The following is a 23,920-nucleotide window of genomic DNA, read 5'->3' on the forward strand; positions in this document are numbered from 1 at the left end:
GAGCACCCACATGATTCGTCCCAGCCTCGCGCTTGCCTTTCGCCTGACGGCGGCGATCCTGGCCGTCTGCCTCGTCCTTGCCGCCGCCCCTGCCCCGGCCGGTCCGTCGGCCGCAGACAGTCAGCCGGTTCGGCTGGCCTACCTGCAAAACGACCTGCACCATCTGGCTTTGTGGATCGCCCTGGACAAGGGGTTTTTTTCCGAGGAAGGCCTGCCCGTGGAGGTGGCAGGCATCTTCCGTTCCGGCCCGGAACTCATGACCGCTTTCGGCGCGGGCGAACTCGACGCCGCCTATGTGGGCCAAGCCCCGGCCACCATCGCCGCCGTGCGCGGTACGGCCCGGATCAAGGTCCTGGCCCAGGCCAACACCGAGGGTTCAGCCCTGGTCGGCTCCAAGGCCCTGGCCGAAGGCAAGGTCCCGCGTCCGACCCTGGCCATCCCGGGCCATGGTGGCGTGCAGGAACTCCTCCTGCAAAAGGCCCTGCCCACTTTGGGTCTGTCCGCCGACGGCGTGGAGCTCGTGGTGGTGAGTCCACCGGAAATGCTGCCGGCGCTCCAATCCGGCCAGATCGACGGCTTCATCGCCTGGGAGCCCTATCCGGCGCGGGCCGTCCTTCAAGCCATTGGCACGACGATTGCTAATTCAACCGCCATCTGGGCCGGCCATCCCTGTTGCGTGCTCGCCGCCGCCGATGATCTCATCGACAAGCGGCCGGCCGTCGCCAGGAGCCTTATCCGCGCCCATGGCAAGGCAACCCGATACATCGCCGACCATCCCGAGGAGGCTTTGGCTGTGGCCGTAAAATATACAGGCATGGACGAGGATGTGGCGCGCCGAGCTATGGCCCATGTCACCTACGTCGAAACGCCGAGCCTGGTCGGCGAGGAAGAGTACGTCCGCTTCCTCATCACCCGGGGCGTCATCAAGGTCGAGGACGCCGCAGCCTTCACCCGGAGCTTCATTGACCTGCCCACCCGGGAGGCTGCGGCCCGATGATGCTGTCCCCGCTGGTCTCCGCCCTGGCCGTGGCAGGCGTCTGGCAGGCCGTGTGCCAGACGGGGCTGGTTCCGCCGGCCCTGCTCGCCTCCCCGGCCGCAGTGGGCCTGGCCCTGGTCGACTTGTGCCGGACCGGGATGCCGCCCGGCCGCACCCTGCCGATGCATGCCTGGATGAGCCTGACCCGGGTGTTGGTCGGCACGGGCTTGGCCGTGGTCCTGGGGGCGCCGGTCGGGCTGGCCCTCGGGGCCAGCCCCCGGCTGCGGGGGGGGTTCATGCCGCTGGTCGACTTCATCCGCCCCATCCCTCCCTTGGCCTGGGTTCCCCTGGCTATCCTGTGGTTGGGGCTCGGCCTGGCCTCCGCAGCGGCGCTCATTTTCCTGGGCGCTTTTTTCCCCGTGGTGCTGGCCACCTGTTCCGGCGTGCGGGCGGTGGACCGATCCTATGTGGAGGCAGTGCGCATCCTTGGCGGGGGGCGGCTGGCCGTGTGGCGCAAGGTGCTGTTGCCCGGCTGCCTGCCGGCGGCCTTGACCGGCGTGCGGGTGGGGCTTGGCATCGGCTGGATGACCCTGGTCGCGGCCGAATTCGCCGGCGTGCGCGGCGGCTACGGTCTGGGCTACATGATCTTAAGCGCCCGGGATCTGCAACGCATCGACATGGTCATGGCCGGCATGGTCGCCATCGGACTGGTCGGCCTGGCCATGGAACTTGGCCTGAAACGGCTTTCGGCGCACCTTGTGCGGTGGCAGTGACCATGGCTTCGGCGCTCTCCATCCGGGGTCTGCAAAAGACTTATCCCGCTGTCGGCGGCAAGCCGCCGGTGACCGTCCTTGGCGGCGTGGACCTCGACGTCCCCCCGGGGGCCATCGTGTCGCTGGTGGGGCTCAACGGCTCGGGCAAGACCACGCTGCTTCGCCTCGTGGCCGGCCTGGAAACGCCGACCGGCGGCACGGTCCGCATCGACGGACGCGAACCCGTCGCCGGCGCGGCCGGAGGCATCGGGCTGGTGAGCCAGGATCTGGCCCTGCTCCCCTGGCGCACGGTGCGGGCCAACATTGCCCTGGGCCTGGAACTCCAGGGGCTGTCGCGAGCCCGGCGCGAAGTCGTGGCCCGGGAGTACGAGGCCGCCTTCGGCCTGTCGGCCTGCGCCGAACGCTACCCGAAAGAACTTTCCGGCGGCATGCGCCAGAAGGCGGCCATCGCCCGAACCCTGGCCGCCGGCCCCGGGGTTGTCCTCATGGACGAACCCTTCAGCGCCCTGGACTGCCAGACCCGAAACCGCATGCAGGCCTTCCTTCTCGACATCTGGACGCGGCGACGCGACACCATCATGTTTGTCACCCACCATATCGAGGAAGCGGCCTTTTTAAGCGACCGCATCGTGGTCCTGACGCCAAGGCCAAGCACGGTGGCGGCCGTCCTTGACGTCAACCTCCCCCGCCCCAGAACCCGGATCGATCCCGGGCTGACGGCCCTTCGGGCCAAGACCCTTGCGATCCTTAACCGCCTTAGCCGTCAGGAACATTGACCGGCCGGGACAAGCCTTCGTAAGGTCGCCGGACACGACGCCGGCCAATCTGGAAAACCCGAACGCCGCCGCAAGGATGCCCCCATGGCGATACTGGGATTTGTCAACGTCCGAAAGCTGCTCCTGGAACTGGCCCAGCACCAGTCCGTGGAGGTGGTCCTCAAGATCGCCGTGGACACCCTGGCCGCCGCCTCCGGGGTGGCCCTGGTGCGGGTATGGCTTGTCGAGCCCGGCGACGACTGCGCCCGGTGCAAGGACAGCCTCCTGTGCCCGGACAAGAGCCGCTGCCTCCACCTCATGGCCAGCGCCGGCAAATCCCTGTCGGACGGGCAAGACTGGCGGGATATCGCCGGCTCCGCCTTCAGCCGCTTTCCCGTCGGCATCCGCAAGGTCGGCGAGATCGCCAAGGCCGGCAAGCCCATCGAAATCCTGGACATCGATCCAAACGCCCAGTGGGTGGCCGATCCCGCCTGGATCAAGCGGGAAAAGATCGTCGGCTTCGCCGGCCAGCCGCTTATCTGCCGCGACGAAGTGCTGGGCGTGCTTTCGGTCTTCACCCGCCAGCCCCTGGAACAGGGCGTGCTCGAAATGCTGCGCATGGTGGCCGACCATTTGGCCTACGCCCTCGCCAACGCCCGGGCCTTCGAGATGGTGGACCGGCTCAAGCAGCAGATGGAGCTTGAAAACGCCTATCTGCGCGAGGAGATCAACGAAGCCCAATCGTTTAAGGGCATTATCGGCCAAAGCGAGGGCATCGAGCAGATCCGCAAGCTTATCCGCATGGTCGGCCCCACCGACGCCAACGTGCTCATCTACGGCGAGTCCGGCACGGGCAAGGAGATGATCGCCCGGGAAATCCACAACCACAGCGGGCGTTGCGACAAGCCGATGATCAAGATCAACTGCTCGGCCATCCCGCGCGAGTTGTTCGAGAGCGAATTTTTCGGCCATGCCCGGGGAGCGTTCACCGGCGCGGTCAAAAGCCGCATCGGCTATTTCCAGGCCGCCGACGGCGGCACGCTGTTCCTCGACGAAGTGGGCGAGATTCCCATTTACCTGCAAAGCAAGCTCCTGCGCGTGCTCCAGGAAGGGGAATACCAGCGGGTCGGCGAGGAGACCGTGCGCAAGGTCGACGTGCGCATCGTCTCGGCCACCAATCGCAACCTCCATGCCGAGATCCAGGCCGGCCGCTTCCGTGAGGACCTTTACTACCGGCTGCAGGTGTTCCCGGTGGTGGTGCCGAGCCTCAAGGACCGCAAGATGGACGTTCCGCTCCTCACCGACCACTTCATCAAGCTCAGCTGCAAGAAGATGAACCGCCCCCTGGTGCGCCTTTCCGAGGCCCAGCGACGCCGCATGGCCGCCTACGACTGGCCCGGCAACATCCGCGAGCTGCAAAACTTCGTGGAGCGCATGGTCATCACCGGCCAGCCCGATCAGGTGTTGCTTGAACTGGACCATGGGCCGGCCGCGCCGCAGGAAGCCGCACCGGCCCGGCCCGAGGTCGTCGTACCCGAACGCATCCTGACGGAAAAGGAAATGCGGGAACTGGAAAAGGCCAACATGCAGGCGGCCCTGCGCCAGACCAACTGGCGCATCTACGGTCCCAGGGGCGCGGCCAAACTCCTTGGCGTCAATCCCACCACGCTGATTTCGCGGCTTAAAAAGCTCGGCATCTACCTGCCGCGCCTCCAGGCCGAGGACGACCCGGCCTTGTAGAGGACTGCGGCCCTAGAGCAGGCCGAGCAGCCGCACCACCAGCGGTGCGAAACCGGCGGTGAAAACCCCGGCCAGGATCATGGCCAGACCGGCCATGGCCCCCTGCTCCTCGCCTTCGAGCAGGGCCGTGGCCGTGCCCTAGGCGTGGGACACCGTGCCGAGGGCCAGCCCCCGGGCCACGGGATGGTCGATGCCGGAACGGTTGAGGAGCCAGGCGCCGAAAAGCGAGCCCAAGGTGCCCGTGGCCACGACAAAGGCGGCGCTAAGCGCCGGTATCTCATCGTATATTCGGCTGATCTTCACGGCAAAGGGGATGGAGACGCTCTTGGGCAGGATGGACACCACCACCTCGCGGGGCAGGCCGCCGAGGCTGGCCACCAGCCCGGCCGAAACCATGGCGAGCAGCGCCCCGGCGCCGACGCTGGCCAGAATGGCCAGGCCATGGCTGCGCAGCAAACGACGATGGCGATAGAGCGGCACGGCCAAAGCCACCGTAGCCAGGCCAAGTAGCGTGGTCATGACCTCCCGGGCCGGGGCATAGGCGGCGTATGGCTGGTCGCAGGCCACGAGCACGGCGATGATGACCCCGGCGCTGACCGCCACGACGTTGAGCAAGGGATGGTTCACCCAAAACGCCAGCCGGCGACAGGCCAAATAGACCCCGACCGTCAGAACGACAAACCAGAGGCCGAGCGCGAGTCCGCCCATCACCGCCTCCCCTGAAACACCAAGGTGAGATAGCCCACCGCGAAAAACGGCAGCACGGAACTGATCACCACGGCCACGAGCAGCATCAGGCCGTACTGGGCAAAGGTCGCGCCCCAGTCCATGAGTCCCACGGCGATGGGGATGAAAAAAAATACCAAATGGCGCAGAAGAAAATCGGCCGTCTCCGCCACCTGTTCGAGCTTGACCACACCCAGGCACAGCAAACCGAAAAGCAGCAATACCCCGAGCACGTTGCCCGGCACGGGAAGCGCAAGGGCCTCGGCCAGAAACCGGCCGGCCAGGGAAATGCCCCACAGCAAGCCAAGCTGCCCCAGGCATTTGGCGCAATGCACAAACCGTTGCGTCACACAAATCTCCGAGAAACGATGTCCGGCCAGGGCTCTTTATGCCTCTTGGCCGGCCCCAACAAGCCCGGGCCGGCCGGCTTTGGCGGCTTCGTGTAGCGGCCACGAAAAGCGCCTATGGCGTTTCGCGGCCACCATACTAAAACCATAATTTTTCTTAAAAAATGCTATCATTTACAAGGAACGCGACACGAGGCTTCAAGCGCCGCCGGTTGGCCAGGAACAGGGGCCAAGGTTCAGCGCGTCGGCGCTGCAATGGCCCAGGCACCGCCCCCGGCCATCGCAGCGGGCGGCGTCGGTCAGGACGGCCAACCCGCCGCGCACGGCCAGAAGGCCGTTTGGGCAGCTCGGCAGGCACTGGCCGCAACCGAGGCAACGCTGCCGGTCGACACCGGCCACCAGCCGGCCGGCCAAGGCCGGCTCAGCGGCCATGGCCGGCGGCGTGGCCCCGCAACCCGGCCAGTTCCTGTTCCAGACGGCCGACCACCGTGCACAGACGGGCGAAATGTTCCTCCAGCCTGGCCAGCCGCCCGGCCAGCGCCGTTTCCGTGGCGACCGGCGCGCCGCAAAGGCCCGCGACCATGGCGGCCATGATCGCCTCTTCCCCGTCCATTGCCCTTTCGGGCTCGTGGACGCGGTCGTTGGCCATGCTGTCCGTTTCCTGGCTCATGTCCTTCTCCTTGCTGTTTAAAAGGCGCATTACGATGCCGCCGCGTCCACGCGCACAAGCGCCGCGCCCCAGGTGAAGCCCGCGCCGAAGCTGGCCAGAAGCACCCGCCCGCCAGGCCGGAGCCGCCCCTGGGCTCGGGCCTGCTCCAGGGCCAGGGGGATGGAAGCGGCCGAGGTGTTGCCGACGTCCTCGATATATGCCGCCGTGCGTGCGGCCGGGATGCCGAGGCGATCGCCTACGGCCTCGATGATGCGGCCGTTGGCCTGGTGGGGTACGAAAAGGTCCACGTCCGCAGGCGAGAGCCCGTTGCGGGCGAGCAGGGCCAACGACACCCCGGCCATGCGCGAAACGGCCAGCCGGAACACTTCGCGGCCTTCCATACGCAGGAAATAGTCCTCTCCCACCCGGCTGTCCGGCGAGGCGTACGCGGCCCGGCTGCCGCCGCCGTTGGCGGTGAGGATGCCGGCGTTTTTTCCGTCAGAAGAAACCACAATATCCTCCACGACCAGCGCCCCGCGCCGGGCCGTGACCACCGCCGCCCCGGCCCCGTCGCCGAAAATGACGTTGACGCTTCGATCCCCCGGAGCGCACAGCCGGCTCATGGCCTCGGCAGCCACCAGCAGCACGACGGCCCCAGGCTCCAGGCGCACGATGGCCGAGGTGAGATAGAGGCCGTAGAGAAAGCCCGAGCAGGCCACGTTGAAGTCCAGGGCCACGAGGCCGGACAGACCGAGCTTGCGCTCCACGGTGCAGGCGGTGTTGGGCACGAGCCCGTCCGGGGCGCAACTGGCCACCAGCACATGGGTGAGATCGGCCGGGTCCGTGCCGCTGTCGGCCAGGGCGGCCCGGGCCGCTTCCACGGCCATGTCCGAGGTGTTTTGCCCGGCCGGCAGGATGCGCCGCCGGCGGATGCCGGTGCGGCTGTAAATCCAGTCTTCCGTCACCCCGTAGGTCTTGGCCAGTTCGGCGTTGTCGCGCCCGTCCCGGGGCAGGTAGCCGCCCATCCCAGCCAGGACGCACAGCCCTGCCCCTTGTCCCCAAGCCCCCCCCAAACGTCCCAGGGCCTGCCGCCGCGTCCCTTCGCCGTCGTCGTTCATCCGCATTTTCTCCCGCTTTCCAGCAATTCTCGACGCAACCCCTCGTCAGCGCCCACGTTGCTCGGTTTTGGCCATGCTTTGGCAAGATGTTGCGCCTGCCTCCAGACGCCAATGGTTTTGTAAGACAAAGCAAACATGATGCCGCGTCGCATCGACAACCCGGTCAAGCCGCTCCAGGGGCGTAGGAAACGGAAAATAACGATTCGTCATGCAGTCCGATCGGAAAAGGGTCCAGTCCGGACGCCCCTTCCGGGAAGGGAAAAACGAGGATTCGCTGTTTTCAAGGAAGACTCGGCGTGAAAGGCACGAAATCTTGTTACCGCCGCCTGCCGCGCCAGTCCCGGACGGCCGGAAAAGCCCGCCAGCGCGCCGCAACCAGTTTCGCTGCCCCACGCACAAACCCGGCACACCCCTTGCTGTCTACAAAAAAGTCACAACACTCCAACCCATTATCAAGGAGTTCCGCATGACCATGGTTTCCATCCCCGCCCCGTCCATCGGTGACGAAATCGTCAATCACGGTCCCAAAGTCTATGAGGACATCAAGGCCAACCCGGGCGAAAAAGCGCTCATCTGCATGCACACCATGCCCTTCGAGGGTTCCGTCGGGCTTATCAACATGCTCACCGCCACGCGGCTCGTGCGCAAAGGCTACGATCTGACCTTCCTGCTCTATGGTCCGGGCGTGCTCATGGCTTCGGCGGCACGCGGCTTCCCCAAGGTCGGCGACGAGGGCTTTGCCGGCAACATGGCCTACAACAAACAGCTGACCACCATCATGAACGAGGGCGGCAAGGTCGTGGCCTGCCGTTTCGCCATGGCCGCCCTGTACGGCATGCGCGAGACAGACCTCCTGCCCGGCGTTCAGGGCATCCATCCCCTGGACATCCTGGACTGCATTCTCACCCACCAACGGGCGGGCGCACTGATCCTGTCCACCTGGACCGTCTAACCGACAGCCGGCTGCCTACGGCCCGAACGCCAATCGCAAGGAGTGCTTCATGGAACGCATGTTGTCTGGAGAAAAAGTCCGGCGCAAGGTCTTCGATGTGCACAACCACATCGGTTTTATGGAAGGTTTCAAGTACTACGGCCTGCCCGAGCCGGTGAATCCCACGGTCTACTGCGACAACGACCGTGCGGCCAAAATCAAGATCATGGACCAGCTGGGCGTGGACCGGGCCATCGTCATGTCCAACTACGGCATCCCGGATCCGTCCCAGCCGTTTGGCCTCAACGCCGTGGTGCTCGACGCCTGCGCCCACCCGGACAAGCGGATTCTCGGCGGCGTCTGGTTCTCGCCGTCGGTCAAGATGCAGGAAGCCAACGAGGCGGCCATGAAGCTGGCCGGGGAGCCGGGCATCAAGGTGCTCAAGGCCACCTGCCTGCTCGGCGGCACCTGGAACCCCGAGGAGTGGGACGAAGACACCAAGAAGATGTGGGAAGGCATCATCGACGTGTGCGCCAGCCACGACCACGTCTTCCATTTGCACACCAGTCCCGGCGGCGGCTCCGACGTCAGCAACTGCATCAAGTTCGTCAAGGCCTACGGCAAGCGTGTCAAAGTGCATGTCGTCCACTGCGGTGGCGGCGTGTCCGGCCACATCAAGTTCATTCCGGAATTCATCAAGTTCGTGAAGGAAGGCTATAAGGTCTATACCGACACGTCCTGGGCAGTCGGCTTCTGCAATCGCTATCTCTTCGATGAAATCGAGAAGAACGGCGTGGGCGACGACCGCGTCATGTTCAGCTCCGACGAGCCCTGGAGCGACTTTTGGAGCGAATACTACAAGTTCGAGGGGCTTGGTATCTCCGAGGAGCTCAAAAACAAGCTCTTCTGGGAAAACGCCGAGAAACTCTACGGCGTTTAGCCCTTCTCTGAAACACAGGTCGCTCAAGCAAGCCCGCGTGTCCCGGCAGGCGACGCACGGGCAAACCTTGGGCCGGGCCATGTGCCAACGGACCGGACCGCGCTCCGAGCGGTCCGGTCCACAACTTCTTGGACGGACGCCACGCCATGAGCATGACCCTTGCCGACTATGTCGCCCTGCAAAGTTTCGGAGCCAGAATCATTGATCATGAGATCGTTCGGCGGGGCGGGGCTGGGCCGGCGGACGCCGGGTCCTACGTCATTGACGGCCACCCCGTGATGATCCCGGCCCTGAGCCCATCGGCGCGCAGTTCGGATTACGCGTTTGTCCAGGACGGCGACCGCCTGCGGCTGGAGCGCGACGGCCGTCCGCTGTGCCATGCGGCCGCCATGCCCAGGCCCCGTTTTTATGACGGCCATACCGCCGACGGCGTCCCCTATGACAAGATCGCCCGGCTCCACGGCCTGGACTGCCTGGCCTCCACCGTCATCCAGGAGTGCGTACGCTTTAGCAGCCGACGGACCCGCTGCCGCTTCTGCGCCATCGGCGCGTCTCTTGCCCGGGGTTCGACCATCCACACCAAAACACCCGAGCAGCTTGCCGAGGTGGCTTCGGCCGCCCGGGATCTCGACGGCGTGCGCCATGTGACCCTGACCGCCGGCACCACCGTCTGTCCCGACGACGGAGCGCGCTATCTCGGCCGCTGCGCCAAGGCCATCGCCGAGGCCACGGGGCTGCCGGTGGAAATCCAGTTCGAGCCGCTTCGCGACCAGGCCCTCTACGCCCGGCTGCGGGACATGGGCGTCACCGACGTCGGCATCCATGTGGAGAGCTTTGATCCGGCCGTGCGCCGCCGCATGACCCCGGGCAAGGCCGAAGTGGACCTGGAAACGTATTTTGAAGCCTTTGCCGCCGCTGTTGCCGTCTTTGGCCGCAACAAAGTCAGCACCTACGTGATTCTGGGCCTGGGCGAAAATCTGGAGGCCACCCTGGACGGCTGCCGACGCGCGGCGGCCCTTGGCGTCTATCCCGTGGTGGTGCCGCTTCGCCCCTTACTCGATTCCTGCCTGGCCGAGGCCCGGCCGGTGGACCCGGACTATCTGGGCGGCATGTACCAGGCTGTTGGCAAGATGCTGACAGACCAGGGACTGTCTGCCGAGCGCAGCTCGGCCGGTTGCGTGCGTTGTCGGGCCTGCTCCCTGCTGCAATTCACCGAAACGGCGCCGTCCCGGGGCATCCGCGCCCCGGCGGCCGTGGCCGATGCCAACGCCGTCAGCCTTCGCGTGGCCGAGACCCCGGAGGACATCGAGGAATATTGGCGTCTGCGCCACGAGGTCTTCGTGTCCGAACAGGGCATCTTCCCCGTCACCGACCGCGACGCCCATGACGACCAGGCCATTCCCCTCATTGCCGAGGTAGCCGGCCGTCTGGCCGGGGTGGTGCGTTGTTATCGCCATCGGGGCGGGGTGTGGTACGGCGGCCGGCTGGCCGTGCGCCCGGAATACCGCAACGGCGTCAACATCGGCGCGCTTCTCGTCCGCAAGGCCGTGGAGCTCGTGCGCGCCCGGCCGGACGTCAAGCGTTTCCTGGCAACTGTGCAGTTCCAAAACGTGCGTTTCTTCCAGCGCCTCGGCTGGCTGCGCCTGGGCAAACCATTTTTGCTGCAAGACAGGAAGCATCAACTCATGGAAAAGAAACTTCATGAGGAGGCGTTGTGATCGTCACCGCAACCACGCTTGGCCAAACCGCCTTCGCCATGGCCTCGGAGCGACACAGCCTGATTTCCGACCAATCGCCGGAATACGGCGGCGAAGGCCTTGGCCCCATGCCGAGCGAACTGCTGTTGTGGGCCGTGGCCGCCTGCTTCGGCCAAGCCGTACGCTATGTCGCGGCCCGGCGGCGGCAGCCGATGGAGGCTCTTGCAATCACGGTCAGCGCCGATAAAGATGCCGCCGCCTTCCACTTTGGCGAAATCACCATCACCGTGCGTGCCGCCCTCCTCCGGGGACGGCTGGAGGCGATCGTCGAGCAGGCCAGGCGTTACTGCTTCGTCACGGCCAGCCTGTCCGTACCGGTTCGGCTGGAAGTGCAATCGATTGCTCTCCCTTCTCACATAGAAAGCGCAACCAGGGGCGCATCGCCTGACGGTTTCAATGAAATTTCCTAGTATACACGGAAAATTCCCGAACCAACAACGAACTTTCGCTGTTTCTTCTCTGCTGGAGGGCGAATGGTCAAGGCAGATGCCGAGGCCATCCGTCCTCTTTCTTGTCAACAGCTCAAACAATATAATTAATAAGAATAAAATAAATATGTTAGACAGAAAAACCTGCCCCGGCATTGTCCTTGCTTAGCAAGGTCGCACTTGTGGCGCGCCCGCCTGATTCGGGTCTTCATCGCCCAATCGGGCCAAAGCTGTCGTCGGCCGTCCGATGTCGCAGACATGATTCGGGGATTCGTCCGGCCTGTCCCTTGGCGACGCGCCTAACTATCTGTTTTCGCAAAGGAGAATGTTCATGGCCAAACACCAGACCCCTCTGCTGGACCAGCTGGAGACGGGCCCGTGGCCCAGCTTCGTGTCTGACGTCAAGCAGGAGGCCGCCCATCGGGCCGCAAATCCCGACGGGCTCGACTACCAAATCCCGGTCGGCTGCGCCGACGACCTGCTCGGCATCCTCGAACTCTCCTTCAAGGACAAGGAGACCCACTGGAAGCACGGCGGCATCGTCGGCGTCTTCGGTTACGGCGGCGGCGTCATCGGCCGGTACTGCGACCAGCCCGAAATGTTCCCCGGCGTGGCCCACTTCCACACCGTGCGCGTGAACCAGCCAGCGGGCAAGTACTACACCACCGAGTATCTGCGCGGCATCATGGATATCTGGGACCTGCGCGGCTCGGGTCTGACCAACATGCACGGCTCCACCGGCGACATCGTCCTGCTCGGCACCACGACGGCCCAATTGGAAGAGGTCTTCCACGATCTCTCCCACAAAATGCGCACCGACCTCGGCGGCTCCGGCGGCAACCTGCGCACCCCGGCCGACTGCCTGGGCTCCTCGCGTTGCGAATTCGCCTGCTACGACACCCAGGACCTCTGCCATACCCTGACCACCGACTACCAGGACGAGCTGCACCGCCCGGCCTTTCCTTATAAATTCAAGTTCAAGTTCGACGGCTGCCCCAATGGCTGCGTCTGCTCCATCGCCCGCTCCGACTTCTCGGTCATCGGCACCTGGAAAGACGACATCCGCATCGACCAGGACCGCGTGAAGGGCTATGTCGCCGGCGAGTTCAAGGCTGGCGGCGGCTCCCATGCCGGCCGTGACTGGGGCAAGTTCGACATCGTCCAGGAAGTCGTGGATCGCTGCCCCACCGGCTGCATGAGCTACGACGGCGCCAAGCTCTCCATCGACAACGCCAACTGCACCCGCTGCATGCACTGCATCAACACCATGCCGGCGGCGCTCAAAATCGGCAAGGAAACCGGCGCTTCAATCCTGCTCGGCGCCAAGGCCCCGATCCTCGACGGCGCCCAGATGTCCTCGCTGCTCGTGCCCTTCGTGGTCGTCGAGAAGCCCTACGACGAGATCAAGGAAGTCATCGAGAACATCTGGGACTGGTGGATGGAAGAAGGCAAGAACCGCGAGCGCGTGGGCGAGACCATGAAACGGCTGTCCTTCCAAAAGCTGCTCGAGGTCACCAACATCAAGGCCATGCCGCAGCACGTCAAGGAGCCGCGCTCCAACCCCTACATCTTCTTCAAGGAAGATGAAGTTCCCGGCGGCTTTGCCCACGATGAGGCGGCCTATCGCCAGAGACACATGAGATAAGCGGGGGACACAGACATGGCATTCATTTCTTCCGGATACAATCCCGACAAGCCCATGGAAAACCGGATCACGGATATCGGCCCTCGCCATTTCGAGGAGTTCTATCCGCCGGTCATCAAGAAAAACAAAGGTCAGTGGGACTACCACGAGATCGTCAAACCCGGCGTGCTCAAGCACGTGGGCCTCTCGGGCGACGTGGTTTATACCGTGCGCGTCGGCGGCGCGCGACTCATGAGCGTCACCCATGTCCGCGAAATCTGCGCCATCGCCGACAAGCACTGCGGCGGCCACCTGCGTTTCACCACGCGCAACAACGTGGAGTTCATGGTCGAGACCGAGGCCGCCCTTGACGGCCTGCTGGCCGATCTGGCCTCCCGCAAGTTCGCCGGCGGCAGCCAGAAGTTCCCGGTCGGCGGCACCGGCGCCTGCGTCTCCAACATCGTCCACACCCAGGGGTATGTCCACTGCCACACCCCGGCCACCGACGCCTCCGGCCCGGTCAAGGCCGTCATGGACGAGATGTTCGAGTACTTCCAGTCCATGACCTTGCCGGCCATGGTCCGCATCTCCCTGGCCTGCTGCCTGAACATGTGCGGCGCGGTCCACTGCTCCGACATCGGCATCGTCGGCATCCACAGGAAGCCCCCCATCGTCGAGCACGACCGCCTGGACAACATCTGCGAAGTGCCCCTGGCCGTCTCCGCCTGCCCCACCGGCGCCATCAAGCCGGCCAAGGTCGAGATCGACGGCAAGAAGGTCAACTCGGTCGCGGTCAACGCCTCGCGCTGCATGTACTGCGGCAACTGCTACACCATGTGCCCGGCCATGCCGCTCGCCTCCGGCGAGGGCGACGGCATCGTGCTCATGGTCGGCGGCAAGGTGTCCAACCGGATCTCCATGCCCAAGTTCTCCAAGGTCGTTGTGGCTTATATCCCCAACGAGCCCCCGCGCTGGCCGACCCTGACCAAGATGGTCAAGCACATCGTCGAGGTCTACGCCGCCAACGCGCAGAAGTACGAGCGCCTGGGCGAATGGGCCGAGCGCATCGGCTGGGAGAAGTTCTTCGAGCTGTGCGATCTGGAATTCACCCACCACTGCATCGACGACTTCCGTGATCCGGCCTACTACACGTGGCGCCAGAGCACCCAGTTCAAGTTCACCAAGCACATCGAAGCCTAGCAACCACTTCCGGGCGGGGACCTGTCCCCGCCCGGATCAAACAAAGAGGGGACGCCATGCCTTCCGAGAAAGAGCAAGTTCTCGAGTTCCTTACGGGAAAGACGGGCAAGTCCAAGTTCTACTTCAGCGATTTCTGCAAGATTTTCCCGGACAAGAAGCAGCGCGAAGTGAAAAAGGTCCTCACCGAGCTGGTCAACGAAGGCAAGCTCGAGTTCTGGTCCAGCGGCTCGACCACCATGTACGGCATGACCGGCGCCGGCAAGCAACAAGCTGAAGAATAAAAAAGCCAACTTCTATTACGCTCCAAATTTATTCTTCCAAGCCACTAGTCACCGACTCCCGCTTACTTTCGTCTAGGCGGTCGTTATAAACCCGCTTTGGACCAAGCCACAGATCATCGTTCCTGCCCCGGTAATCCCCCCAGATATAGCTTGGACCAGAAAATGGGGAGACGATGGGGAGAAAATCCCCGGACAACGCAAAAGGGGCTGGACTTCGTCAGTCCAACCCCTTGATTTTTTAAGTGGTGCTCCCGGCGCGATTCGAACGCACGGCCTATCGCTTAGGAGGCGATCGCTCTATCCTACTGAGCTACGGGAGCACGGGTAGTGTATGAAACGATGTTCATCCACCTTTCAGATTGCGCCTTTCCGATACTCTCAAGAACGCAATAACATCTTGATTTTTCAGAAATATTTTCATAACCGCACGAAACTCGCAGCCCACCCGGGGCTGCTTTCGCCGATTGACGCGCGCCGAACAAACTTTACTATTTGCCCGGCCGCGACTTGTCAAGAAACGACACCCGCGCGACCCTTGGCGAAGGCACGCCGGAAGGGGGCGTGCGCAGGCATTCCCCAGTCCCTTCGGCATTTGGTTTACAACCGCCGCAAACGGCGTATAACGGGCATGCTCGGTTTGGACGCTCCTTGGCGGACGCCGGAAACAGAGCATCTCCACATGGTCCGGCTCCCGAACGGGCAGCCATCAACGAGACAGGAGTTCACCATGGCGAAACGCTTCCTCATTCCCCTCTCCGCCACTCTGATGTTGCTGGCCTGGACCGGTCTGGCCGCAGCCCGCATTCCGCTGCCGGACATCACAGAACTGGTCGACAAGGACGGTCCGGCGGTCGTCAACATCTCGACCACCAAGACCATCAAGGCGCAGGAAAACATGCGCGACCTCTTCGAGCAGTTCCACAAGCGCGGCGGCCCCATGGACGACTTCTTCGACCAGTTCGAGAAGTTCTTCGGACCGCAAGGCCGGGGCGGCAAGCCGCACAAGCAGCGTTCCATGGGTTCGGGCTTCGTCATTTCGGCCGACGGCTACATCGTGACCAACAACCACGTCATCGACAACGCCGACGAGGTCAAGGTCCAGTTCAGGAACAACGAAAAGCCGCTTTCCGCCAAGATCGTCGGCCGCGACCAGGAGACGGATCTGGCCCTGCTCAAGATCGAAGGCCGCACCAACCTGCCCTTCCTGGAGTTCGGCGATTCGAGCAAGGTCAAGGTCGGTGCGTGGGTGCTGGCCATCGGCAATCCCTTTGGCCTGGAAAACACCGTCACCCTCGGCATCGTCAGCGCCAAGGGACGCATCATCGGGGCCGGCCCCTTCGACAATTTCATCCAGACCGACGCCTCCATCAATCCCGGCAATTCCGGCGGCCCCCTGATCGACCTTGACGGCAAGGTCGTCGGCATCAACACCGCCATCGTGGCCTCCGGGCAGGGCATCGGCTTCGCCATTCCGTCCGACATGGCCCGCGACGTCATCGCCCAGCTGCGCGAAGGAAAGTCCGTGCGGCGCGGCTGGATCGGCGTCACCATCCAGGACATCGACGACAACACGGCCAAGGCGCTCGGCATGGAAAACACCAAGGGCGCGCTCGTGACCTCGGTCCTTGAAGGCCAGCCCGCGGCCAAGGCCGGCGTCAAGACCGGGGACGTCATCACGTCCGTGTCCGGTGAAAAAGTCGACGATTCCAATCAGCTCTTGCGCCGGGTGGCCACCCTCAAGCCCGGGGAGTCGGCCGAGATGACGCTTCTTCGCAAGGGACAGCCCATGACCGTCTCCGTGACCCTTGGCGAACGCGACGCCAAAAAGCTGGCCCAGCAGGGCGCGCCCGGCGACGAGAACGGCGAGGACGACGCCGCCCCGGACAAGGCGGCCACGGTGATCGGCCTGGCCGTGCGCTCCGTCACCGCCAAGGAGGCCAAGGCCCTGGGCATGGACAAGGCACGGGGCGTGCTGATAACGGAAGTGGGCGATGGCACCGAAGCGGAACAGTCCGATGTCCGCCCCGGCGACGTCGTGCTCGAGGTCAACCAGCGGGCGGTCAACACCCCCGATGAGTTTAAAAAGGTGGTCGCCGAAGACGGCAAGCAAAAGGGCGTGGTCATGCTCCAGATCAAGCGCCAGCGCCAGACCATCTTCAGGACCGTGCCCCTGGCGGAATCCAAATAACCACGCGGCCGCAGCCGCGGGGCAGATGTCCCGCGGCCGCGGCCGCAACAGGCTTTCCCATGGCGCCCCTCCCGAACTCGATCGAGGAAACCGCGATCCCCATCCCCTGCAAGGTCAACCTGCGCCTTGCCGTGGGGCCCCGGCGCGCCGACGGCTACCACGACATCGACACCTTTTTCCTGCCCCTGCCGGAACCCGCAGACGCTTTCTACATCAGGCGTTTCGACGAACCGGGCGCCATCGATTTCACCTGCTCGGACCCGGAGCTCGAAACCGACGACAACTTGGTGGTCCGGGCCTACCGAGCCTTTGCCGCGGCCACGGGATTTTCCCCGCGCATCGAGGTGGGGCTCAAAAAACGCATCCCCCACGGCGCGGGCCTTGGCGGCGGGTCCTCGGACGCGGCGGCCATGCTGCGCTACTTAAACGACCGGGCCGGAGCGGCGGCCCTGCCGGAAACCGCCCTGTCCGATCTCGCCCTGGGCCTCGGGGCGGACGTCCCGTTTTTCCTGCTCGGCTCCCCGGCCGTGGCCTCCGGCGTCGGCGAACGGCTGGTGCCGACCGACCCGGGTTTGGCCGGCTGGTTTGCCGCCGTCGTCTGCCCGGCCTCCAAGGTCAGGACGGCCTGGGCCTATGCCGCCCTGGACGCGGCCCGAACTTTCCCGACGAAACTTGGGGGAGAGTTCTTGACAAGCGTTTTTGAGGCAAATAAAAGGGCGTTTTGCGTGACCGGAGCGCCGCTTCGAAACGACTTTGAACCCGTCGTTTTTGCCGCCCACCCGGAACTCGGGCGGGTCAAGGAACGCCTGCTGGCCCTCGGGGCGGCGGGCGCGCTGCTTTCGGGTACTGGTTCCGCGGTTTTCGGACTCTTCAGACACCGCCACACGGCCGCCCTGGCCCTGGCGGATTTGTCGGGAAACGGTCCCCGCACCTTTCTGGCGCCGCTGTGAGCGGCGGGCGGGCAGGAGTGGCTCACCGCGTTTTTTGTCCGCCTCCGGGCGGACCGGCATGTTGGGGCGTCGCCAAGTTGGTAAGGCACGGGGTTTTGGTCCCCGCATTCGTGGGTTCGAGTCCTACCGCCCCAGCCAAATTTTCCCGAGCAACCAGGACCGCCCCTTCGGGCGGCCCCGCCGTCCGGCCATGCCGGCGGCCAAAGCCCACCCCGAGGCCCGGCATGGCGCAAGGCGATCTCAAGATTCTGACCGGCACTTCCAATCCCGTACTGGCCGAGGCCATCTGCGACCATCTCGGGTGCACGCTTCTGCCGGCCAAGGTCGGCACGTTCAGCGACGGCGAAATCCGGGTGGAAATCGGGGCCAACGTCCGCGGCTCCGACATCTTCGTGGTCCAGTCCACCTCCTATCCGGTCAACTACAACCTGATGGAGCTGTGCCTGATCCTCGATGCCCTGAAACGGGCCAGCGCCCAGCGCGTCACGGCCGTGGTCCCCTACTACGGCTACGCCCGCCAGGACCGCAAGGTCGCGCCCCGGGCGCCCATAAGCGCCAAGCTCGTGGCCGATTTCCTGACGGTCGCCGGCATGAACCGGCTTTTGACCATCGACCTCCACGCCGGCCAGATCCAGGGCTTTTTCAACCTGCCCGTGGACAACCTCTTTTCCGCCCCGATCATGGCCGAATATTTCAAGGAATTCACCGGGAAGAACCTGTGCGTGGTCTCCCCGGACGCCGGCGGCGTGGAACGGGCCCGGTCCTTTGCCAAGCGCCTCGGCGGCAGCCTCGCCATCATCGACAAGCGCCGGGACGCCCCCAACCAGGCCCAGGCCATGCACGTCATCGGCGACGTCAGGGACAAGCTGTGCGTGGTTTTGGACGACATGATCGACACGGCCGGCACCATGTGCCAGGCCGGCACGGTCCTCCTCGAAAACGGAGCCAGCGAAGTCATGGCCGCCGCCACCCACCCGGTCCTGTCCGGCCCGGCCATCGAGCGCCTGGAAGACTCGCCCTTTTCCCAGATCGTGACCACCAACACCATCCCCCTAAACGACAAGGCCAAGGCCTGCTCGAAGATAAAAACCTTGTCCATCGCCGGACTGTTGGCCAAGGCCATTCACAACATCCACACCGAGTCCTCGGTGAGCGTGCTTTTCACCTAGGGACCACGCCTCGCCTGACCGGAAATCATGTTTCGCCCCAGGGCGCAAAGGAGATACCTGCTATGAAAGAGACCCATTCCCTCGCCGTCAAGACCCGTGCGGGCATCGGCAAGGGGGCCAACCGGAAGCTGCGTGCCGAAGACATGGTCCCCGGCGTCTACTACGATGCCACGGGCGTCAACATTCCGGTCATGGTGGAGCACCTCCCCCTCAAAAAGCTCTATGCCAAGACGGCCTCCGCCCACGTCTTCGATCTGCTGATCGAATCCGAGAACGGCAAGGAGACCAAGCCGGCCCTGGTCTGGAAGCTCGAGCACCACCCGACCAAGCCGCGCATCACCCACGTCGATTTCTACGGCGTGGACCTGACCAAGGCCATCCGCGTCCACATCCCCGTGGAAGTGACCGGCAAGGCCAAGGGCCAGGTCAAGGGCGGCGCCATGGTCCTGCACCGCGAGACCATCGAAGTCACGAGCCTCCCGCTGTCCATTCCGGACAAAGTGGTCATCGACGTCACCGACCTCGACCTCAACGAAACCGTGCAGGTGGCCGATCTGGCCCTGCCCGAGGGCGTCAAGGCCGTCTACGACGACAACTACGCCATCCTCGGCATCCTCATGCCCGAGGCCGAAGCCGCCGCTCCTGGCGAAGGCGCCTAAGCCCGGCCTCGGATCCGGTTCCGTTTTTTTCCGGCGGGGCGCGCTTCGGCTGCGCCCCGCTTTTTTTCCGCAGTCCGCCCAACGAGGCACGAGATATTTCCCATGGCCGTAACCGCCCTGATCGTGGGCCTTGGCAATCCCGGCCCGCGCTACGCCGCCACCCGGCACAATTACGGCTTCATGGCCGTGGACGCCGTGATCGACCGGGCCCGGGAACTCGGCGGGGCGCCCAAGGCCGCCCTGTCCGCGCGAAAGGACATGGAGGCGCAAGCCGTTTCCCTGCCGGTCCTGCCCGGGGGGGCCTTTGCCCAATTCCTGTGCCTAAAGCCCCTGACCTTCATGAACCTCTCCGGCCGGGCCGTGCGCGCGGCCATGGATTTCTACAAGCTCGGGCCGACGGATGTCCTGGTCCTGCACGACGAACTCGACCTGCCCCTTGGCCGGATGCGGGCCAAGCGTGGCGGCGGCAACGCCGGCCACAACGGGCTCAAGTCCCTGACCCAGGAGCTCGGCAGCCCGGATTTCGTGCGCCTTCGCCTCGGCATCGGCCGGCCGGAACCGGGGCGCGACGTGGCCGGCTACGTGCTCGAACCGTTTCGCGCCGAGGAGATCCCGGTGGTGCGACGGGTCCTGCCCGCGGCCGTGGACGGCGTGATGACTTATTTTGAGGACGGCCTGGACGCGGCCATGCGGCGCGTGGGCGGCTTCGACCCGGCCCTCTGACCGTTTCCCGACCAGCGGCCGGCTCCAAACCCGGCATCGCCCCTCCCCGTCCCCTTCCCCAGGGCTTGGTCCGCTTTGCCGGAATGCGTGGACACATAACGACAAGTGCGCTAGTTTGATTCCTAGACGGTAATCGTGCACTTGCGCACGTGTTTTTCCCGTGAAGGAGTGGACTGGTGTTTTCTGAGGAACAGCTTGTCGTTTATCCGGCCCAGGGTGTGGGCAGGGTCGAACGCATCGAGACCCAGGTGATCGGCGGGGCCTCGGCTGATTTTTTCATTGTCCGCATCCTCAGCAACAACGTGACGCTCATGGTGCCGGTGAAAAATGCCGCCAACGTCGGGCTTCGCCCCCTGTGCACGGCGGAAGAGGGCCAGGCCATCATCGAGACCCTCAAGGACCGCTCGGATTTCACCGGCTATACCGGCCAGAACTGGAACCGGCGTTATCGCGAGTATTCCGAAAAGCTGAAAAGCGGCGACCTGGGCGATGTGGCCTATGTGCTCAAGGAACTGCTCCTTATTGGGCAAAACAAGGAACTCTCCTTTGGCGAACGCCGCCTGCTCGAACAGGCGACGAGCCTGCTCACCTTGGAACTGGCCCTGGCCATGGACAAGGAACAGCAGGAGATAAAAGACATCATCAACGAAATCTTCGCCGATGTCCTGCAACCCAAGCCCGAGGAATGATCCTGCCTGCCGGACACTTTCCACCGGTCGGGACAGGCCTTGCTCTTGACAGTCCCCGGAAAAAGTATATGGATCGTTGCAGGCCGTCATCGGTCTGTCCCCCACTCCCTGGTCCCCGTAAACAAGCGAGTTTCCCGCCGGTCCTTTGACGAACGGCTTTACCGAACTCACGCTGCATCGGGTTTTTCTTTCACTTCAATACGCGCATTTCCGCGCCGGGCTATTCCTGTGAGCAACGCACCCAAACGCCGCGGGCGTCCTCCCCAGTCCCCCCCTGCCGGGCCTGTGCTTTCCGACCCCATGGAAAGCGACGACATCCTGCAACCCTCGACCGTCAAGGCCGGCCTCATGGAAACATCCATGAACCTCTCGGAGCTGAAGCTCAAAAGCATGCCCGAGCTCATGGACCTGGCCGTCCAATACAACGTCGAAAACCCGAACGGCATGCGCAAGCAGGAGCTGATCTTCGCCCTGCTCCAGAGCTGCGCCTCCCAGAACGGCGCCATCTTCGGCGAGGGCGTGCTGGAAATCCTGCCCGACGGCTTCGGTTTCCTGCGCTCCCCCATGTACAGCTACATGCCCGGTCCGGATGACATCTATGTTTCCCCGTCCCAGATCCGCCGCTTTGGCCTGCGAAAGGGCGACGTGGTCTCGGGCCAGATCCGGCCGCCCAAGGAGGGGGAGCGGTATTTCGCCCTGCTCCGCGTGGGCGAGATCGGGTTCGCCCCGCCGGAAGCCTCGCGGAACCTGGTCCTTTTCGACAACCTGACGCCGCTTTATCCCGACAAGCGGTTCGTGGTCGAAAACGGGGCCGAGAACTTCTCCTCCCGGGTCATCGATCTCCTCGCCCCCATCGGCCACGGCCAGCGCGGCATCATCGTGGCCCCGCCGCGCACCGGCAAGACCATGCTCCTGCAGACCATCGCCAATTCCATCAACGCCAACCGGCCCGACGTCTTCCTGATCGTGCTGCTCATCGACGAGCGGCCCGAGGAAGTCACGGACATGGAGCGCACGGTCAAGGCCGAGGTCGTTTCCTCGACCTTCGACGAACCGCCCCAGCGCCATGTCCAGGTGGCCGAGATGGTCATCGAAAAGGCCAAGCGCCTGGTCGAACGCAAGATCGACGTGGTGATCCTCCTAGACAGCATCACCCGCCTCGGCCGGGCCTATAACGCCGTCACCCCGTCGTCGGGACGCGTCCTGTCCGGCGGCCTCGACGCCAACGCCCTGCAGCGGCCCAAGCGCTTTTTCGGCGCGGCGCGAAACATCGAGGGCGGCGGCTCCCTCACCATCATCGCCACGGCGCTCATCGACACCGGTTCCCGCATGGACGAAGTCATTTTCGAAGAGTTCAAGGGCACCGGCAACATGGAAATCTACCTGGACCGCCACCTGGCCGAAAAGCGCGTCTTCCCGGCCATCGACATCAACCGGTCCGGCACCCGCAAGGAAGAGCTCCTGCTCGACACCGACGTCTTAAACCGCGTCTGGATCCTGCGAAAGCTCCTCGCTCCCATGAATCCCATCGATTCCATGGAGTTCTTGCTCGACAAGATGCGCCACACCAAGAGCAATCGGGAATTTCTCGACCTCATGAACCGCTAGCCGCAAGGCGACGCCCCTTCCGGCCTTCCGGCTCCCGCAGCCGGAAAACGCCTCCCGGTCCCCTGTCTGGCGGCCCGTTTCCGTCCCCGGCCCCGGCCGAGGCCGGAAACGGGCCGTTTGCGCCTCTCTGCCGGCCCCTGCATGAAAGCCTGTTCACCTCGGCCGGGCCCATCTTTTCTTCCCCGTCGGTTCGGGGTATGTCCCGGGCATGTACGCCCCTCGCTTCCGACCTCGTCCGGGCGCGTCCCGGCGGATGGCGGCGGCTCTGGCCGCTGTCTGGTTTTTCCTGGCCGCCGTGCTCGTCCCCGCGGCCCAGGCCGGCTTTTTCTCCTTTGACCTCAAAGACGAGCGGGAACTCGGCGAAAAGTTCAATGCGCTGATCCGCGCCCGGATGCCGCTGATCGAGGACACCGAGATAAACGACTACGTGACGAGCGTGGTCGAGCGGATCGTCCGGGTCATGCCGCCCCAGCCCTTTTCGTTCAATGTCAGCATCGTCAACAACAACGCGGTCAACGCCTTTGCCGGGCCGGCCGGCTACGTCTTCGTCTTCACGGGCCTGCTCCTCCAGATGGAGCACGAATCCGAGATGGCGGGCGTCCTCTCCCACGAACTGGCCCACGTCAGCCAGCGCCACATCGCCAAGCGCATGGGCGAGATGCAGGCCTTGACCATCGGCCAGCTCGTCGGCGTCCTGGCCGGCGTCATCCTCGGCCAGACCACCGGCAACAAGGACCTCGGCAGCGCCATCGCCATCGGCTCCCAAGCGGCCTCGGCCCACGCCTACCTCAAGTATTCCCGCGACGACGAGCAGGAGGCCGACCAGGTCGGCATGAACTACCTCGTTGCCGCCGGCTATTCGCCAAACGGCCTGATCGAAGCCTTCGAGACCATGCGCAAGCTCAAATGGATGCAGGGCTCGGGCGACATCCCGACCTACCTCAGCACCCACCCGGGCCTTGAGGAGCGCATGGGCTACTTGAAGGACCGCATCAAGCTGCTGCCCAAGGACGTCCAGAACCGCAAGGACCAGGACGCGGCCTTCAAACGGGCCCAGATCCTGGTCCGGGCCCGGTACACGGATCCCAAGAACGCGGTCGCCTACTTCCGCAAGATCGGCGACAAGATGACGTGCCTGGACAAGCTCGGCCTGGCCATCGCCCTGTCCCGGTCCCTCGACGACGTGAGCCAGGCCAAGCCGGCCTTCGAGGCGGTTCTGGCCTGCGGCAGCACGGATCCCCTGGTCCTTCGCGAGGCCGGCCGGTTCTATCTCAAGATCCGGGATTTCGCCCAGGCGAAAAAACTCCTGGAAGCCGCCCTGGCCCAGAACCCCAAGGACATCGACGCCAACTTCGAATACGGCCGCATGCTGGCCCAGGAAGGCAACTACAAGGCCGCCGTGGCCTACCTGGACCAGGTTCGCATGCGCGTGCCGGAAAACGCCGAGATCCGCGCCATCTACGCCCAGGTCCTCGGCCAGGCCGGCGACGTTTTCCACGCCTACCTGAACCTGGCCTACGCCGCCATCTACGCCAACAACCAGGAGCAGGTGAAATTCCAGATGGACAAGGCCAAAGGCGCGGCCAAGACCGACGCCGACCGGCGCGAGATGGCCAAGCTGGAGGAGACCCTCAAAAAGCGCTCCGCCTACTGGAAGAAGAAGCTTTTCGATTAAGAGTCGATAGGGAA

General features: G+C 64.5%; 23 protein-coding genes, 2 tRNA genes and 1 pseudogene. 20 read left to right on the forward strand and 6 right to left on the reverse strand.

The annotated features are described in order from the left end of the window. Nucleotides 1-10 precede the first annotated feature (10 nt). From DFW101_RS05725 to DFW101_RS05740, 4 genes are all read left to right on the forward strand, one after another. A complete protein-coding gene (locus DFW101_RS05725) occupies nt 11-997 on the forward strand; it encodes an ABC transporter substrate-binding protein (protein ID WP_009180568.1) in 987 nt (328 codons plus the stop codon). Then, complete coding sequence (locus DFW101_RS05730; RefSeq protein WP_009180569.1) at nt 994-1,749, forward strand: ABC transporter permease; 756 nt, start codon at nt 994-996, stop codon at nt 1,747-1,749. The genes DFW101_RS05725 and DFW101_RS05730 overlap by 4 nt, the downstream gene beginning before the upstream one ends. Nucleotides 1,750-1,751: 2 nt before the next feature. Next, a complete protein-coding gene (locus tag DFW101_RS05735; protein ID WP_009180570.1) occupies nt 1,752-2,525 on the forward strand; it encodes an ABC transporter ATP-binding protein in 774 nt (257 codons plus the stop codon). An 84-nt stretch (nt 2,526-2,609) separates the two neighbouring features. After that, entirely contained in the window at nt 2,610-4,244 is a 1,635-nt protein-coding gene (locus DFW101_RS05740) for a sigma-54-dependent Fis family transcriptional regulator (protein ID WP_009180571.1), read from the forward strand. 12 nt (nt 4,245-4,256) lie between these two features. On the opposite strand, the pseudogene DFW101_RS05745 reads toward DFW101_RS05740, so the two are convergent. The 5 genes and pseudogenes from DFW101_RS05745 to DFW101_RS05765 all read right to left on the reverse strand — a co-directional run bounded on the left by DFW101_RS05745 (nt 4,257) and on the right by DFW101_RS05765 (nt 6,991). Further along, nucleotides 4,257-4,952, reverse strand: a pseudogene (locus DFW101_RS05745) (LrgB family protein). Continuing rightward, nucleotides 4,952-5,320, reverse strand: a complete 369-nt coding sequence (locus DFW101_RS05750) for a CidA/LrgA family protein (RefSeq protein ID WP_009180573.1) — start codon at nt 5,318-5,320, stop codon at nt 4,952-4,954. The pseudogene DFW101_RS05745 and the gene DFW101_RS05750 overlap by 1 nt, the downstream one beginning before the upstream one ends. 195 nt (nt 5,321-5,515) lie before the next feature. Then, nucleotides 5,516-5,749 (reverse strand): ATP-binding protein, encoded by a 234-nt coding sequence (locus DFW101_RS05755; RefSeq protein WP_009180574.1) that lies wholly within the window; start codon nt 5,747-5,749, stop codon nt 5,516-5,518. Continuing rightward, nucleotides 5,739-5,987, reverse strand: a complete 249-nt coding sequence (locus DFW101_RS05760) for a type II secretion system protein E (RefSeq protein WP_157137623.1) — start codon at nt 5,985-5,987, stop codon at nt 5,739-5,741. The genes DFW101_RS05755 and DFW101_RS05760 overlap by 11 nt, the downstream gene beginning before the upstream one ends. A gap of 29 nt (nt 5,988-6,016) precedes the next feature. Then, nucleotides 6,017-6,991 carry a beta-ketoacyl-ACP synthase 3 gene (locus DFW101_RS05765; protein ID WP_419187160.1) on the reverse strand — a complete coding sequence of 325 codons (975 nt, stop codon included), beginning with the start codon at nt 6,989-6,991 and terminating at the stop codon, nt 6,017-6,019. Between the two features lie 559 nt (nt 6,992-7,550). Here DFW101_RS05765 and DFW101_RS05770 point away from each other — a divergent pair. From DFW101_RS05770 to DFW101_RS05800, 7 genes are all read left to right on the forward strand, one after another. Beyond that, nucleotides 7,551-8,036, forward strand: a complete 486-nt coding sequence (locus DFW101_RS05770) for an MSMEG_0572/Sll0783 family nitrogen starvation response protein (RefSeq protein WP_009180577.1) — start codon at nt 7,551-7,553, stop codon at nt 8,034-8,036. Between the two features lie 49 nt (nt 8,037-8,085). Then, nucleotides 8,086-8,955, forward strand: coding sequence for an amidohydrolase family protein (locus DFW101_RS05775; protein WP_009180578.1), 870 nt, complete (start codon nt 8,086-8,088; stop codon nt 8,953-8,955). Nucleotides 8,956-9,101: 146 nt separating this feature from the next. After that, nucleotides 9,102-10,673 (forward strand): MSMEG_0568 family radical SAM protein, encoded by a 1,572-nt coding sequence (locus DFW101_RS05780; RefSeq protein WP_009180579.1) that lies wholly within the window; start codon nt 9,102-9,104, stop codon nt 10,671-10,673. Then, nucleotides 10,670-11,122, forward strand: coding sequence for an OsmC family protein (locus DFW101_RS05785; RefSeq protein WP_009180580.1), 453 nt, complete (start codon nt 10,670-10,672; stop codon nt 11,120-11,122). Before DFW101_RS05780 ends, DFW101_RS05785 begins: the two co-directional genes overlap by 4 nt. 349 nt (nt 11,123-11,471) lie before the next feature. After that, entirely contained in the window at nt 11,472-12,785 is a 1,314-nt protein-coding gene (dsrA, locus tag DFW101_RS05790; protein WP_009180581.1) for a dissimilatory-type sulfite reductase subunit alpha, read from the forward strand. A 15-nt stretch (nt 12,786-12,800) separates the two neighbouring features. Next, the gene (gene dsrB / locus DFW101_RS05795; protein WP_009180582.1) at nt 12,801-13,964 is read left to right on the forward strand and encodes a dissimilatory-type sulfite reductase subunit beta; all 1,164 of its coding nucleotides are present in this window, start codon (nt 12,801-12,803) and stop codon (nt 13,962-13,964) included. A gap of 56 nt (nt 13,965-14,020) precedes the next feature. Next, nucleotides 14,021-14,245: a dissimilatory sulfite reductase D family protein gene (locus DFW101_RS05800; RefSeq protein ID WP_009180583.1), complete on the forward strand. Its 225-nt coding sequence runs from the start codon at nt 14,021-14,023 to the stop codon at nt 14,243-14,245. A 243-nt stretch (nt 14,246-14,488) separates the two neighbouring features. On the opposite strand, the gene DFW101_RS05805 is transcribed toward DFW101_RS05800, so the two are convergent. After that, nucleotides 14,489-14,565, reverse strand: a tRNA-Arg gene (locus tag DFW101_RS05805). 407 nt (nt 14,566-14,972) lie between these two features. Between DFW101_RS05805 and DFW101_RS05810 the strand changes: the two genes are divergently transcribed. From DFW101_RS05810 to DFW101_RS05850, 9 genes are all read left to right on the forward strand, one after another. Continuing rightward, nucleotides 14,973-16,433 (forward strand): DegQ family serine endoprotease, encoded by a 1,461-nt coding sequence (locus DFW101_RS05810; protein ID WP_009180584.1) that lies wholly within the window; start codon nt 14,973-14,975, stop codon nt 16,431-16,433. A 59-nt stretch (nt 16,434-16,492) separates the two neighbouring features. Further along, nucleotides 16,493-17,383 carry a 4-(cytidine 5'-diphospho)-2-C-methyl-D-erythritol kinase gene (gene ispE, locus DFW101_RS05815; RefSeq protein ID WP_009180585.1) on the forward strand — a complete coding sequence of 297 codons (891 nt, stop codon included), beginning with the start codon at nt 16,493-16,495 and terminating at the stop codon, nt 17,381-17,383. A 62-nt stretch (nt 17,384-17,445) separates the two neighbouring features. Continuing rightward, nucleotides 17,446-17,521: transfer RNA gene (locus tag DFW101_RS05820), tRNA-Gln, on the forward strand. A gap of 86 nt (nt 17,522-17,607) precedes the next feature. Beyond that, nucleotides 17,608-18,552, forward strand: coding sequence for a ribose-phosphate diphosphokinase (locus DFW101_RS05825; protein ID WP_009180586.1), 945 nt, complete (start codon nt 17,608-17,610; stop codon nt 18,550-18,552). A gap of 62 nt (nt 18,553-18,614) precedes the next feature. Next, a complete protein-coding gene (locus tag DFW101_RS05830) occupies nt 18,615-19,211 on the forward strand; it encodes a 50S ribosomal protein L25/general stress protein Ctc (protein WP_009180587.1) in 597 nt (198 codons plus the stop codon). 102 nt (nt 19,212-19,313) lie between these two features. Next, the gene (gene pth / locus DFW101_RS05835) at nt 19,314-19,934 is read left to right on the forward strand and encodes an aminoacyl-tRNA hydrolase (protein ID WP_009180588.1); all 621 of its coding nucleotides are present in this window, start codon (nt 19,314-19,316) and stop codon (nt 19,932-19,934) included. A gap of 176 nt (nt 19,935-20,110) precedes the next feature. Beyond that, complete coding sequence (locus DFW101_RS05840; RefSeq protein ID WP_009180589.1) at nt 20,111-20,623, forward strand: CarD family transcriptional regulator; 513 nt, start codon at nt 20,111-20,113, stop codon at nt 20,621-20,623. A gap of 360 nt (nt 20,624-20,983) precedes the next feature. Continuing rightward, entirely contained in the window at nt 20,984-22,231 is a 1,248-nt protein-coding gene (gene rho, locus DFW101_RS05845; RefSeq protein WP_043571188.1) for a transcription termination factor Rho, read from the forward strand. Between the two features lie 253 nt (nt 22,232-22,484). Next, nucleotides 22,485-23,906, forward strand: a complete 1,422-nt coding sequence (locus tag DFW101_RS05850) for a M48 family metallopeptidase (protein WP_009180591.1) — start codon at nt 22,485-22,487, stop codon at nt 23,904-23,906. Nucleotides 23,907-23,920: the final 14 nt, after the last annotated feature.

The sequence above is a fragment of the Solidesulfovibrio carbinoliphilus subsp. oakridgensis genome (assembly GCF_000177215.2).
Taxonomy (GTDB): Bacteria; Desulfobacterota; Desulfovibrionia; order Desulfovibrionales; family Desulfovibrionaceae; genus Solidesulfovibrio; species Solidesulfovibrio carbinoliphilus.